At 59.5% G+C, this 13,865-nt stretch carries 10 protein-coding genes; 3 read left to right on the forward strand and 7 right to left on the reverse strand.

The genetic code is table 11. The features are described from left to right. Positions 1–59: 59 nt before the first annotated feature. Positions 60–1,445, reverse strand: a complete 1,386-nt coding sequence (locus BGC09_RS05560; protein WP_069802901.1) for a glutamine synthetase family protein — start codon at positions 1,443–1,445, stop codon at positions 60–62. Between the two features lie 248 nt (positions 1,446–1,693). On the opposite strand from BGC09_RS05560, the gene BGC09_RS05565 reads away from it, so the two are divergent. Next, positions 1,694–3,478: a D-alanyl-D-alanine carboxypeptidase family protein gene (locus tag BGC09_RS05565; protein WP_069802902.1), complete on the forward strand. Its 1,785-nt coding sequence runs from the start codon at positions 1,694–1,696 to the stop codon at positions 3,476–3,478. A 168-nt stretch (positions 3,479–3,646) separates the two neighbouring features. Here the strand turns inward: BGC09_RS05565 and BGC09_RS05570 are convergent, their stop codons facing one another. From BGC09_RS05570 to BGC09_RS05595, 6 genes are all read right to left on the reverse strand, one after another. Continuing rightward, positions 3,647–4,516: a phosphodiester glycosidase family protein gene (locus tag BGC09_RS05570; protein ID WP_069802903.1), complete on the reverse strand. Its 870-nt coding sequence runs from the start codon at positions 4,514–4,516 to the stop codon at positions 3,647–3,649. Between the two features lie 195 nt (positions 4,517–4,711). Next, on the reverse strand, positions 4,712–5,551 hold the full coding sequence (locus BGC09_RS05575; RefSeq protein ID WP_069802904.1) for a type 1 glutamine amidotransferase: 840 nt from the start codon (positions 5,549–5,551) through the stop codon (positions 4,712–4,714). A 5-nt stretch (positions 5,552–5,556) separates the two neighbouring features. After that, positions 5,557–6,996 carry a MurT ligase domain-containing protein gene (locus tag BGC09_RS05580; protein WP_084657980.1) on the reverse strand — a complete coding sequence of 480 codons (1,440 nt, stop codon included), beginning with the start codon at positions 6,994–6,996 and terminating at the stop codon, positions 5,557–5,559. A gap of 263 nt (positions 6,997–7,259) precedes the next feature. Continuing rightward, entirely contained in the window at positions 7,260–8,717 is a 1,458-nt protein-coding gene (gene proS, locus BGC09_RS05585; RefSeq protein ID WP_069802905.1) for a proline--tRNA ligase, read from the reverse strand. A 561-nt stretch (positions 8,718–9,278) separates the two neighbouring features. Continuing rightward, positions 9,279–9,614 carry a tRNA-binding protein gene (locus tag BGC09_RS05590; RefSeq protein WP_069802906.1) on the reverse strand — a complete coding sequence of 112 codons (336 nt, stop codon included), beginning with the start codon at positions 9,612–9,614 and terminating at the stop codon, positions 9,279–9,281. 586 nt (positions 9,615–10,200) lie between these two features. Further along, on the reverse strand, positions 10,201–11,547 hold the full coding sequence (locus BGC09_RS05595; protein ID WP_069802907.1) for a hypothetical protein: 1,347 nt from the start codon (positions 11,545–11,547) through the stop codon (positions 10,201–10,203). Positions 11,548–11,914: 367 nt separating this feature from the next. On the opposite strand from BGC09_RS05595, the gene BGC09_RS05600 reads away from it, so the two are divergent. After that, positions 11,915–12,157, forward strand: a complete 243-nt coding sequence (locus BGC09_RS05600) for a helix-turn-helix domain-containing protein (RefSeq protein ID WP_069802908.1) — start codon at positions 11,915–11,917, stop codon at positions 12,155–12,157. Between the two features lie 673 nt (positions 12,158–12,830). Beyond that, on the forward strand, positions 12,831–13,841 hold the full coding sequence (locus BGC09_RS05605; RefSeq protein WP_069802909.1) for an ABC transporter ATP-binding protein: 1,011 nt from the start codon (positions 12,831–12,833) through the stop codon (positions 13,839–13,841). Positions 13,842–13,865: the final 24 nt, after the last annotated feature.

Consider the following 13,865-nt stretch of genomic DNA (forward strand, 5'->3'; position numbering starts at 1 on the left):
GCTCGTGCTTGTCGCAGGCGTTCAGCAGCCTTCCTGGATCGTCCGTCCGCGGGCGGGGATTAAATCAGCTCGAAATAGCGGCGGCGCTCCCAGTTGGTCACAGCGCGCTCGAACTCGCTGACCTCCCAGCGCCGTGTGGCGGCAAAGTGCTCGACGAATTCGCTACCGAAGTACTCGCGGGCCACCTCGCTCTGCTCAAAGAGGTCGGTTGCTGTCGTCAGATTGGACGCCAGCGAGTGGATACGGCCACTCTCCGAGGCGCGGGCAATGGTGGCCGGATCATAGGCATTCCCTCGCAGAGCCGGCCCCAGCTCCAGCTTGCGCTCGATGCCGTAGAGGCCGCCAGCTAGCATAGCGGCAAAGACCAGATAGAAATTGGCATCGGCTCCGGGCACGCGGTTCTCGATGCGAATGGCACGGGGACCATTGTTGATGACACGCACCGCGCAGGTGCGATTATCCCAGCCCCAGGTGGTATTGAGCGGCGTCCAGGTCCCGACAACATAACGCTTGTACGAATTGATGGTCGGGGCATAGAGCGCCATCAGGCCCGGCATGGACTCCAGCACGCCAGCCAGGAAATGGCGCATGGTCTCCGACATATGGCCCTCCGCCCCCTCATCCCAGAACAAATTGCGCTCCATATCCAGGTCCCAGAGGCTCATATGCGAGTGACCACTGCTGCCGTCCTCCTGATCATGCCACTTCGCCATAAAGGTCGCGGCATAACCCAGTTGATAGCAGATCTCTTTGATGCCCGTTTTAAAGAGCATGGTATAATCGGCAGCCACCAGGGCCGGCTGATAGCGCAGGTTCATCTCGTACATGCCAGGGCCATGCTCACGGTTATAGCCCTCTATGGCAATGCCGTAATCGCGCATCATGCGGGCAATGCGGCCCAGCAAATGATCATCAGCGCTCGCCTGGCTGATAGCATAGCAGTTCATGCCTGGGTTGAGCGGCGTGAGATTTGGCCCGAAGTCCTTCTCGCGCAGGGAGACCTGGCTCTCGCGGAAGAGGCGAAACTCCAGCTCGGCAGCCGCTGCCACGCTGTAGCCCAGCGAGCGGGCGCGCTCAACGAGCTGGTTGAGCAGGTAGCGCGGCGAGAGCTTCACCGGCTCACCCGCTTCAGTCCACAGATCACAGATGCAAGAAGCGACATGCTCTTCCCAGGGGACCAGCGCAAAGGTCGAGAGATCAGGGCGCATGACTAGATCGGTGAAGCCGCGCTCCCAGTTGCTAAATTTGAGGTTGGGCAGGACATTTTCGGCAATATCCCAGCCAAAGAGCACATCGCACTGTGCAAAGCCATCGTTGAGCGCATGCAAGAAATAGGTGGCATCGACGCGCTTGCCGCGGTAGACCCCTTCCATATCGGGAGTTCCGATTTTGACATACTCCAATTTGCCATCGCGCACAAGCTGCTCAATCTGAGCGAGTTCCATTCGATCTCCGTCCTTTCTTCAGCAACTGAGGGCTGGCGCCTCGTTGATTCTCTGCAGGGAGCCAGACAGACGGCTGAGGTATCGAGGTATTGGTTGCAGAGTAGCATGCCTGGCCTGGACCGTCAAGGGCCGAAAGAGCGGACCGTTGCCTCTCTGCCCTGTGGCGTCCCCCTCTTTTCCTCTTGAACAGGTATGCTAGACTAGAACCGGTGTTGCTGAACTACGATAGAACGGAGAGAGACATTTCGATGCCACGCACGCCGCTAAACGATGATGAGCAGCGCGCCTATCCGCCTGCCTCTTCTCCGCGGCAGGCTCCCCAGTATGCCAGGCAACGGGTCCAGCAATCTCGTCGGCTGCCACCTCTGGATGAATCCGAGCCTTCGTCAACGATGAGTACTTCATCCTGGAGAAGCATCCCGGTCCCGAAGCGCCGCGCCTCGCTACGAGCCAGTCGGGCCGCGGGCCAGCCAGGCTCTGCCAGCCAGAGAGCAGGCGGTCCTTCCCGCTCAGATGCCAGCCTGGACAGAGAGCAAGGCCCTGTGACGCGCTCGCAGCGGCAACCATCCCAGAGCCTGAGCCGAAGCCAGGGCAGCGCCTCTGACTGGCCAACATTCGACGATGATGAGCCGCTGGCTACCACCCAACAGCGCCGACCTCCGGCCTTAACCGCCAGCACTGGTAGAACACGCGCGGTCTCTCCTCCACCCCCGCCTCCTCGAACAGCTGCCCCTTCTCCCCCCAGCTTGCTTCACCGCTTGCACGACTTGAGCCATAACAAAACCTTGCTTTTGCTATGCGCTGCCCTTCTAGTGGTGCTCGTTTCCCTTATCCCCTTGCTCGTGAGCTGGCTGGGCACCCCCCGGCCTATGGGCCTCAGCCTGCAACAAAACACGGCCACAGTGGCAGCTACACCGCTCAACCAGGCTCCTGCTAATCCCCACCAGGTGGTGATCGTTCCCAGCGATACCGATCATCCTCCTCCACCAGTTCTGGCCACCTCGGCCTATCTCATGGATATGGAGAGCGGGGCCACTCTCTACGCCTATAACCCCTTCATGCACCTGCCGATGTTGAGCACCACCAAGCTGATGACAGCTCTGCTGGCCGTTGAGCACGGGAATCTCAATCAGCAGGTGACAATCACGAATGCCCTCAATCACGATATTCAACAGCATATCTCTGCAGATAGCAGTCTTTTCGGGCTGAAGAAGGGCGAGACCTATACGCTGCGAGACCTGCTCTATGGCCTCCTCCTACCCTCCGGCAATGACGCCGCCGTAGCAATCGCCGATACGGTTGGTGGCTCCTATCAGCACTTCGTGGACATGATGAATCAGCGCGCCCGCGAGCTGGGAATGTACGACACCCACTACATGAACCCCAGCGGCCTGCTCGCCACTGGCCATTACTCCAGCGCCCATGATCTGGCGGTCCTCGGTCGCTACACCATGAGTAACCCCACTCTCCACCAGATTGCCAGCACCCGCCTCTACCATATTCCCAAGACTTCCCAGCACGCTGAGCACTATCTGGTCAATGGGAACCAATTTCTCTGGTGGTACCCTGGCGTCGATGGCGGTAAGCCAGGCTGGGACGGCAACACCGACTTCGTGCAGGTGGTCTCGTGCACACGCAATGGCCGCCACCTGATCGGGGTGACAATGAACACGAAAGACTGGTGGACGGATATGCGCGATTTGATGAACTGGGGCTTCGACAATTTCCAGTGGATCTCACCGTACGATGTCGACCTCCAGCACCCCATTCCTTACGACTACGACTGGGGCTACTTTGTTCGCGATAAAAAGACCAATACGCTGCCGACGGCTAATCACGGCCGCTATTACATCTATACGGGCTACAGCGTCTCGCCCCCTATTCTGAACTACTTCGACAAGAACGGCGGCCTGGATAAATTTGGCTTTCCCACCAGCATGCCCGACTACAATCAAGGGAATCTGGTGAGTCAGCGCTTCCAGAAGGCCACGATCCAGTGCGATCTGGCCGGTAAGCAGTGTAAGCGCCTCTAGCCCGGCCCGTCACTGCGCCCAGCCAGTGGCGGGGTCCCTCCCTGGCTGGGCCTGGCTTCTCTGATCCTGGCCAGCTGGCTTGCCTTGCGCGCTCGCCCGGATCTCCTCAGCCTCAGAAGGACAGGCATCCGCATGCGCCGCCAGGTCAGGGAGGGACCACAGCCAACGCTAGCGAGGTTGCAGCACAAGGGCGATAGGCACCGGCGTCAGGGAATCTACACCAAAGCGCTGACCACTGGCATTGAGGTACATCCCTGTCGAGGAGCCGCCGTCAAGATTGAGGGCGACATCAATATTCAGGTCAGAGGCCAGCAGTAAATCATCAAACTCATCCAGCGAGAAAGCGGCCTCGGGGCTGATAATGAAGAGGAGACGCCCCTCCTTATCAAGAGCGACCACCGTGCGTCGGTTGCTCGATGCGTCGGCGTTGAACTGGGTGCGCTTGCCCCCTGGAAGGACTAGCATGGGCGAAGATTGTGTGGCTTGCTGGAGCTGCTCCCCGGGACTGTAGGGGTACTGGCTCAGGGAACGCAGGTGAATGGCTCCCTGGCTGTCGACGTAGAGCATGCCACCGAAGCCGCTGTAGGAAGTGCCGTAGACCTGGCCATCGGAGACGACCAGCCCCGTAGCCTCCCCTTGATCATTAAAGTAGCCGCCATTGATCACCGCCAGCGCTCCTTTCTGCCCCTTGAGCCAGTCACTAATAAAGTGCGGCGCTGAGGGGCTGTAGAGCACCCGTAAAGCGACGCGCCGCGGATCAAAGCGGGCGATCATGATGGTATCTTCGTTGCCACTCGGCCCTTTCCAATGCTCATAACGTAGCTCGACGCCCGTAGCGAGCATCAGCCAGCGATCCAATGGACGGCTGGTCCCATCAGTGGAAGTAAGCACCGTCGGGGAGGGTGTGCCTGGCCCGGTAATGCTGATGCTGAGCGGCCCCTGACAAGCCGTCAAGAGCCAGGCGATCAGCAGCTGCCAATAGAGCAAGAGCCAGAAGAGTCCTTTTCTGCCTTTGTCTCTCCCTCTCATCCAGGGCATGACAACAGTCCCTTCCTGCCACAAGTGTAAGCTTAAGAGCTGATCCCTTTTCTCGCGCGCTCATCCTGATGCAGCGCTCGTCAGGCCCGGAGAGCGAGGGAAGCCTGCCAGCTAATCGTAACGCCAGCGCACGCTATCCTTAGCCCAAAGCGCAGCAGCTCGCCTGCCTGCCAGCATCGAAGGAAGCGCTGTGAGCTAGAGGGAGCGCGAGGTAGAGCCAGGCGAGAGGCGTTCCCGCCAGGGGGTGGCGTCGATAGCCGAGACCGTCCCCTTGAAGGCCATTGCCAGCTTGAAGGCTGCGGTGTGGGCCGCCTGCTCTGGCGAGTCATCCAGAGGCGGCAGCTCAAGCTGCCCATAGCGACGGGCCAGCGCGCGCACAATCAGTAGATCGGTGAACCAGGGATTCTTCGGCAGCACGGGGCCGTGCAAATAGGTCCCAAAGACATTTTTATAGACCGCTCCCTCATAGCCATCTTTCCCATTATTGCCCCAGCCAGCCAAAACCCGTCCCAATGGCTGGGCCCCTGGTCCCAGATAGGTCCGCCCACTATGATTCTCGTAGCCGACCAGGACCTGCTTGCCGCACTCCGGAAACTCACATTCGATGGCGATATGAGTCATGAAGCGGGTGCTGCCGCCCTCGGTATGCAGATCAAGGATGCCGACACCTTTCAGCTCGGGACCTTCGAAGGGTTTGTAGGAGTGCCCAAGGAGCTGGTAACCAGCACAGACGGCCAGAAAGACCGTATTGGACTCGGCGGCTTCGCGCAGCGAGGGCGCCTTAGCCTGCAGATCCTGGGCCGCCACCTCCATCTCGCGATCGGCGCCGCCGTGGAAGAGGATCAGATCATATTGGGTGAAATCCGGCGTCTGCCTGACAAAAATCTGATCAATGGCCGTCTTGATGCCGCGCCACTTGCAGCGCTTGACAATGGCGAAGAGATTGCCACGATCCGCGGCCACACTCATCAATTGGGGATAGAGGTGCCCAATGCGCAATACCAGACGTGTATCTTTTCCCTGCTCGTTTGCCATGCTGCTTACTCCTCCCAATAGGGCTTGACCCAGCCGCGTTTCTGCATAATGCGACGCAGCTCCTGTGTCGGTGTATAGCTGGCCATGATATAGAGCGTGCCACCAGGGCCGGCGTTTTGCAGGGCGGCATTGAGCGCCGCCTCACGCTCATGGATGACACGCAGGCGGTCAAGCGGCACCTCGGCGTATTTCAGGCGCATCGCCAGCTCCTCGGCCTTGGTTCCACTGCAGATCACATCGGCCACCTGGGGCGAGATCTCCTCCAGATCGACGTCCCAGAGCCAGGCGAAGTCTTCGCCGTCGACGACCGTGTTGCTGGCAACCAGCAGCAGATGCTTCTCGCCCGGATGCTGGGCGATGAGACGCAGCACCAGATTGAAGGAGGTGGGATTTTTCACGAAGGCCAGATAGATCGTCTGATCACCAGCCTGGATCTTCTCCAGGCGCCCGAAGGCAGTGCGGATATTGCTGAGCGCTGCCGGGACTTTCTCAATGCCGAAGCCAGCGGCGATCGAGGCGGCGATGGCGGCAGCAGCATTGTAGACATTGTGCACGCCGGGCAGCGGCAGCGTCAGCTCTAACTGGCCGAGCGGTGTCTGCATCGTTACCTGAGTGGGTCCATCGCCCCGCGGGTCCAACTGGATCGAGGTCGCAGCCACATCCAGCGGCGGCAACTCATAGCCGCAGTTGGGACAGCGATAGAGTCCGAGGTGGGACAGATAGGCCACCTCGTAGACCAGATCTTCATTGCAGCGAATGCAGCGAATGACATCGGCGGCGTGCTCGGGGACAGGACGACCGATATCGGTGGTGCGCAGGCCGAAATAGAGCTTTTTGGCGCGGGCCTGTTGCCCAAAGCTGGCCACCTGGGGATCATTACCGTTCAGCACAATCGTGGCTGTCTCTGGCAGGCGCTCCAGGAGCTTGTCAAGCGCCTTGGCCACTGAATACAGCTCGCCGTAGCGATCGAGCTGGTCGCGGAAGATATTGGTAATGACAACCACATCAGGCTGAATCTCGGGCATGGCCACCGGCATTGTACCCTCGTCGATCTCGAAGAGCAAGAGATCGCTATCGAGCCGCCCGAACATGTCGGCATAGTTGACGACCACAGAGGTCACGCCCTGCAGCAAGTTCGAGCCGGTGCGATTATGAGAAACGCGCCGACCGCTGGCATCGGCGATGGCGGCGGTCATGCGCGCGGTAGTAGTTTTGCCATTGCTGCCGGTGATGACGATTTTACTGGCGGTCGTGGCCGCCATGACAGAGCGGAGCACGTTGGGATCGATGCGCCGTGCAATCATGCCCGGCAGGCTTGTGCCGCCGCCAATGCGAAAGAGGCGGCCCGAGGCCCCCGCCAGCTTGCCAGCAGAGATCGCCAGGGCCAGGCGCGCACGGCTCGGCCATGAGATTCCTCCGCCACCATGTTTCGAGTAGTCTGCCATACGAAAAGAGCCTCCCAGCACTCAAGGCGGATAGTTCATCGTGAGCAGTATAACAAAGGAGGCTCAGACGGGCAAGTGAGATAGGTCTTCTTGCTAGCTTTCTTCTGCCCAGTTTGCCGGGCTTTCAGCCTGCTCCTGCTGAGAGGGGCAGCTCCGAGCGGCCAGAGGCTGCCCAGGACACTCCCCCCTCACAGGCAGAACAGAGGGCGCGAGACCGCCGCTCACCCTCTGGATGGGAGGGAGCGGCTCCATTCGCAGCGCCGCTAATATGAGCGCGCAAAGACGGCCTCGCAGGTCGCCGGCTTCCCTGTATAGAAGCAGCGTCCTTGCACCCCACCCTCGGGCTGATCAAAGGGAATCACCCGCAGCGTGGCTTTCGTCTCCTCCTTGATCGCCTGCTCAGCCTCGCTATCCTCTGCCCACTTCACCCGGACAAAGCCGCGCTTCTCGCTCATAATTTCCTTAAATTCGTCGTACGTCTCAGCGTAGTAGGTATGCTCCTCGCGGAAGGCCAGGGCTCGCTGGAAGAGAGCCTGCTGCAATTCCTCCAGTAGCTCGGGCAGGCGCGCCTCCAGTGCATCGATCGCCACGGTCTCTTTCGCGCGATTGTCACGGCGTACCAGGACCACGCTATTGTTCTGGACGTCGCGCGGGCCGATCTCGATGCGCACCGGCACCCCACGCAGCTCCCACTCGTTGAACTTCCAGCCCGGTGTATTGTCGCTCAAATCGACCTTGAGGCGCACCTTCCCCTTCAGCAGGCGTTCGATGCGCCCGATGGCCTCCATAATCGCCCCCTGATCGGCATCCTTGCGCCAGATCGGCACAATCACGGCCTGATAGGGAGCCACTCGCGGCGGCAGAATCAAACCCGACTCATCGCCGTGGACCATAATGACCGCGCCAATGATGCGCGTGCTCAGGCCCCAGCTGGTGGTCGCGCAATACTTGCGCTGGCCATCGGCATCCAGATACTGGATATCAAAGCCCTGCGCAAAGTTATGGCCCAGATTATGGCTGGTGGCCGATTGCAGCGCCTTGCCATCGCGCATCATCGCCTCTAGCGAATAGGTGCGCAAGGCTCCGGCAAACTTCTCATTCTCACTCTTGCGCCCATGCAGAACGGGAATCGCCAGGTCTTCCTGCACAAAGGAGCGGTAGACCTCCAACATGAGGCGCGTGCGCTCTTCGGCCTCTTCCAGCGTCCGATGAGCCGTGTGGCCCTCCTGCCAGAGAAACTCAGAGGTGCGCAGGAAGAGCACTGTGCGCTTCTCCCAGCGCATGACATTGTTCCAGAGGTTAATCAAGAGCGGTAGATCGCGATAGCTCTGAATCCACCTGGCGAAGCTGTAGCCGATAATGGTCTCGCTGGTGGGGCGAATAGCCAGCGGCTCCTCCAGCTCCTCGCCGCCTCCGCGCGTCACCCAGGCCACTTCGGGGGCAAAGCCTTCTACATGCTTGGCTTCACGCTCCAGAAAGCTGCGCGGGATGAGCAGGGGGAAGTAGGCGTTCATGACCCCCGTTTCCTTAAAGCGGGCATCCAGCAGACGCTGGATATGTTCCCAGATGGCATAGCCATAGGGGCGAATAATCATGCAGCCGCGCACTGGCGCATAATCGGCCAGCTCGGCCTTACGCACTACCTGGTTATACCAGCGTGAAAAATCGTCGCTCTGATCGACAAGTTCCTCGACGTATTTCTCCTTTGCTCCTTCGGCCATAACGAAGCACACCCTTTCTCTCGCAGAGAGCAGACAGCAGACGGATAGGAAGAGAAACAGCCCAATAAAAAAACTCGCCCTTCGAGAAGGACGAGCACCGAGACCCGTGGTACCACCTTGCTTGAGCAGCCCCTTGCGAGACCGCTCCACTCGTACGACCAGGCGGCCAGCTATCTCCCTGCCGCAACTCGCCCCACCCCTTCTTGCATTCTGGCAGCAGCCTCCCTTGCTTCAAGCAGGCCAGTGGCCAGCGCCTGCCCTGATAGACAGGCAGGCCCTGATCGCCTCCTCCGCTAACGGGGAGGGAACCGGTCGACTCCTCGCCGACGCTCTCAGGTGGGTTCAGCGCGGTCGCATTCGCCGGCTTGCACTGTCCCGGCTCGCTGTCGAACGGTCGCCACGCTTACTGGTCCTGATCACCGCATTCCAGGATGCTTTCTTTGGTCCACCGCAGCTGCGTTTCGCTCTGTTGCTCTGGCGCTCAGGATACACCTTTTCCTGGGGGCTGTCAAGCAGGTGAGGCACGAGTGAAGGAGGCGAGACAGGGCTGGCCTCGCCCCCTCAAAACATACGCCCCCCAAGAGGGACCTCTCTCGTGGGAGTCAACAGGATGACCTTGCCATCAGCATCGGGGACGCCCAGGGTCAGGACCTCAGAGCGAAAGGGGCCGATCTGCTTGGGCGGAAAGTTGACGACGGCTACAACCTGCCTGCCCAATAGCTCTTCTTTTGCATAGTTGGTGATCTGGGCTGAGGAGCGCTTGAGGCCAATCTCAGGGCCAAAGTCGATGGTTAGCTTATAAGCAGGCTTGCGCGCTTGAGGGAAGTCTTCGACGGCGACGATTTTGCCCACCCGAATATCAACTTTTTCAAAGTCTTCGTAGCTAATGATTGCCATAGCAACGATAGAACCCTCCTTCCGTGTTGGTGCCTCCCTCCTTCTCCTTCTGCCGCTGCCTCCCTGGCGTGGCGCCTATTATAGCACAAGGCTCCACTACCTGCACGGGTCCCACGCAGCCCCTCTCTTGGCAGCGCCCTTTCGCGCTTTCATCTGCGACGGCAGGCACTCCAGCCAACGAAGCAAAAAACACCCGGATCGGCGATCCTTCGCGCGATCCGGGTGCCTCCGGATGGTATGGTCCAAGCAGAATGGGTACGCCAGAACACACAACTGTCGATCAGCTCAGGCCGCTGCTCTCACCTCCCGTTCCGTTCTTGGATTCATGACAGAGATCATGTGCGTGCAAATTGTGTGCCAATCCGCCGGCTAGAGAAGCCGCATCGCAACTGCTTCGTTGTGCAGGGCCTCTATCGTTACATCAGGATCATACGCCAAAACATTCAAGAAAGTATGGGGAAGTTATCAGATTTCTATCAAAAAATTGTAGGGGAGATGCGAAGTCACCAGGCGAATATGAACAGAGGGGCGCCCGGGAGGGCCCCTCTTGCCCGTGTACCTTTCGGCCTGGTGTCCGATGGCGATCTTACGAGGATGAGCACAAGCCCGAGCCTAGAGGCACAATGAAGAAGAGCTGGCCTGAGCGCGCAAAAAAGGTGCGGCGCCCCATGCCAATGACGATCGGCGAGGGCGCCGCGGCAAATGGCGCAAGGACCGCCGCAATCTGACTCGCTTTGAGGATGCCTTGCACCTGATCCTGATCCTGACCATGCTGTGGGGCTGGAGTGCTTCCTTCGAGACAGGGCGTGGACGCCTCTAGCAGAAGGCTCAGATCGCCCTCCTCTGCAGTGGCAATGCAGAGCGCTTCCTCCTCGTCTAACTGGCGCAGACGCGCTGTTTCCTCCGTGGTGATCGTTCTGAACCGCACGGTGTGGCGGAAGAAACAGACGTCGATAGGCGCGTAGTCGAAGCGGTCCGAGAGCGCGGCAAAGCCAGCGGCCAGGAAATCCGGGGCGTTGATCTGCACCTCGGCCAGAGGAGCAAGCACGTCTTGCATGGCAGAGGCGGCAGGCAACGCCCCAGAGGCAGGCCCTGAGGTGTGGAGGGGGAGCGGACGGGCAGGCGTGAGTACGTAGCTGTGAGCTTCCTCGCCCCAGCCCCGGATGCCTTTGCCAACAATCAAGAGGCGTGCCTCCTGCTCCTGTTCTGCTCGCACTCGCAAGACGGTCATGTCCATGAAAAACGGCGCCAGATCAGGCGGATAGTCAAACACAAACAGCGGGCCAGAGACGTCCCGCCCAGCATCTGCTTGAGGCTGGAGAGCAGCCGCCGTAGCCCCGGGCTGCGGCTCCCTCGCGACAAATAGCAGCATCTCGCCCGTCGGCTTCGCCGCAGGGCTTACGCCCTCCCAGTCAGGTTGTGGCGGCACAACAGCAGCAAGGCCATGCCCCGGCCAGTAGAGCCACTCCCGTGGCGGTTCAAAAAGCTGCCAGGGAAGATAGCCCGCCCCGATGGTTTCCACACGGGCGCGGCATTCGGCTGCTTCCTGTAAGGCGGCAAGCAACGGGGATGGAGCCACCAGGAGCGGGGCCTGGCCTTGCAGCAAGAGGAGGCCGTCTTTCCACTCGACGAAGAGCGTTGTCCCTGCTCTCTCTTTGCCGCTCGTCTGCGCGCCGCTCGCCTTGTACGCCAGGACGCGCCCCTCTAGCACCTGCGGGCACTCTGTGCACGCCAGCCAGGCGGGCAGATCCGTGACCGCATAGACAAGGTCCGTCTCGTTTTGGGAGACACCCCAGTAGATCTTTCCGCCTCCAATGTGCAGGCGCAGGTGTGCCTGACCCCATTCCGGTTGTTCCAGGTGCTCCAGCAGCGCTTGAGGGAGCCTGAGCAGGCCCTCTGGCGGTGGCACAAACGGCAACAGCGGTGTACTCATCTGTCTCCTCCTTCGCAACGTACTCAATCACGCTTTACACTGTCAGCACACGTCTTGGCATCTACACAACCAGCTTCATATTTCATAGACATGAACAGCAGCACAGCACAGAGTAGTGTCACAAAAGCACCATATACACTTGTAATAACTAGATACGTCTCTACCATGTTACGATCCTCGCTCTCTTTAGAACGATCCCAGCGAACACTACGCTATGCTAAAGTATACCCACTTTCATTGCCAACAATCAATGTCAGGGAATGGTGGCTAGGTAATCATTGTCAATAAAGCCGCACAATGAATATGGTCTAGCATTCAATACCATCATCCCTTAACCTAGTATCCGGGCAGTGACAGGAGGCAAAGAATGTATCGGTTACGGGTAAAGGAAGTCCTGGAACAGAAGGGCCGGACACAGTCCTGGCTGGCGAGAAAGTCCGGGGTGCACGATCAATTGATCAGTAAGATGATCAAGGAGCCAGACAGCTACAGACCGTCCTACACGACCCTGGCTCAGGTTGCCAAGGTGTTGCGTGTCCCAATGGAGGCACTGTTTGAAGAACTCCCCGACCCAGAGGATGAACCAGATGACGCGAAGCGCTCAGAATGAGCCAGGTTCTGCCTCGAAGAGGCCACGAAGTGAGGGGCCAGGCAAAGCACTGAGGGAGAGCCGTAGCGCGTGACAAAGCGCTGTGAAGACTGAAACTGTGCATTTTTCTAGTATTCTCACGTGAGAAGTCCACCTCCACATCTGTAACACACCCGCGCCTCCCCACTTCTCTGGCCGCATCTTGTGCCTTCAGCACTGCTGTCAAAACTTTTTCAGGCAGCCAGCAAGACAGCGGTGCAGATCGGCCAGACGCGGCACTTTCTTTGTCCAAGGGCGGCTTCAAGCGTTGGCTTGCGGCAAGTCGTCACTCTCCTTTTGCTCGTTTCCAGCTATACCTCAGTGGGGCCTGCATCGTGTCTGTATGGTGAAGGCTTGCCCGCGTGCTGTCAGACTGTAGCTGGCTAGCTTGCAGGAGGAGACGGCTGTATGCCATAATGAAGAGGTTCTTTTCCGATCGAGCAAGCGCGAGAGAAAGGCACGGACAGGGACGGAACTCCGTTCTCCTGACACCAGCGGAGGCAACAGCCATCCGCTCACAAGGCAACAGCTGGCACAGCGGCAGCGTGTCATTCTCTGTCACTGTCCACAAACGCAGACCGTGGGTGAAGAGAGAGCTGCGCAGAGGGATCAGTCAGAGAGAACAGCAAGCATTGCTCTAGCGAAGGAGTGTCGCATGGCCAGAATTGCGTTTCATGAGGTCAGCAAGTACTACCGCGGTGCCAGCAAGCCCGCTGTCGATCATGTCAGCTTCGAGGTGGCCGAAAGCTCGATCTGCATGCTGCTGGGCACCTCCGGCTCAGGGAAAACGACCCTGCTCCGCATGGTCAATCGCCTGATCGAGCCAAGCAGCGGCACGATTACTATCGATGGCCACTCTATTCTGGAGGAAAACCCCATTCAGCTGCGCCGGCGCATTGGCTATGTCATTCAGCAGGTCGGCCTCTTTCCCCATATGACCATCGCCGAGAACGTGCGCCTTACCGCCGAAATCGCTGGTTGGTCTAAGGCCCGCATGGAGAGGCGTGTCGATGAGTTGCTGACCCTGGTGGGCCTGGACCCAGCGGAATATCGCCGGCGCTACCCCCGTCAGCTCTCCGGCGGCCAACAGCAGCGCGTCGGCCTGGCTCGCGCCCTGGCCGCAGACCCGGCCATCCTCCTGATGGATGAGCCATTCGGCGCGCTCGATGCCATTACACGTGTTCACCTGCAGGACGAACTCCAACGTATCCAGCGCGAGATGCGCAAGACGATCCTGTTCGTCACCCATGATGTGGAGGAGGCCTTCCGCCTGGGGGACCAGATCGCGATTCTTTCCGAGGGCCGCCTTGTTCAGATCGGTTCTCCAGTCGATCTGCTGCTGAAACCAGCCAATGAGTTCGTAAGCCGCCTTATCGGATCGGATAATATTCAGCGTCAACTCCAGTACCTGCCCGTGAAGAGCGCCATGCTGGCAGGTACCGAAGCCGCCGGCGAGGATGAGCGCCAGCCACGCTGCTCTTCAGAGGCAACGCTGTTAGAGGCCCTGATGAGCCTGATCGCCTCCGGCGCGCAGGCCCTGGTCGTCTACGATGAGCAGAGCCAGGCCCCAATCGGTACGATTACCCTGAGCGCGATCAATCAAGCGATTACCACCGTCCGGCATGCTGATGAGACAGCACAGACAACGGCCAGCCCAGCCCATTAAGGCCCGGCAGCGTCAGCTCAGAGG

The organism is Thermogemmatispora onikobensis (assembly GCF_001748285.1).
Lineage (GTDB): Bacteria > Chloroflexota > Ktedonobacteria > Ktedonobacterales > Ktedonobacteraceae > Thermogemmatispora > Thermogemmatispora onikobensis.

Excerpts from the sequence above, each read along its gene's own strand:
- BGC09_RS05575 (WP_069802904.1), bottom strand. The coding sequence starts at position 5,551 with ATGGCAAACGAGCAGGGAAAAGATACACGTCTGGTATTGCGCATTGGG.
- BGC09_RS05560 (WP_069802901.1), bottom strand. The coding sequence starts at position 1,445 with ATGGAACTCGCTCAGATTGAGCAGCTTGTGCGCGATGGCAAATTGGAG.
- BGC09_RS05580 (WP_084657980.1), bottom strand. The coding sequence starts at position 6,996 with ATGGCAGACTACTCGAAACATGGTGGCGGAGGAATCTCATGGCCGAGC.
- BGC09_RS05605 (WP_069802909.1), top strand. The coding sequence starts at position 12,831 with ATGGCCAGAATTGCGTTTCATGAGGTCAGCAAGTACTACCGCGGTGCC.
- BGC09_RS05570 (WP_069802903.1), bottom strand. The coding sequence starts at position 4,516 with ATGCCCTGGATGAGAGGGAGAGACAAAGGCAGAAAAGGACTCTTCTGG.
- BGC09_RS05565 (WP_069802902.1), top strand. The coding sequence starts at position 1,694 with ATGCCACGCACGCCGCTAAACGATGATGAGCAGCGCGCCTATCCGCCT.
- BGC09_RS05600 (WP_069802908.1), top strand. The coding sequence starts at position 11,915 with ATGTATCGGTTACGGGTAAAGGAAGTCCTGGAACAGAAGGGCCGGACA.
- BGC09_RS05590 (WP_069802906.1), bottom strand. The coding sequence starts at position 9,614 with ATGGCAATCATTAGCTACGAAGACTTTGAAAAAGTTGATATTCGGGTG.
- BGC09_RS05595 (WP_069802907.1), bottom strand. The coding sequence starts at position 11,547 with ATGAGTACACCGCTGTTGCCGTTTGTGCCACCGCCAGAGGGCCTGCTC.
- proS (WP_069802905.1), bottom strand. The coding sequence starts at position 8,717 with ATGGCCGAAGGAGCAAAGGAGAAATACGTCGAGGAACTTGTCGATCAG.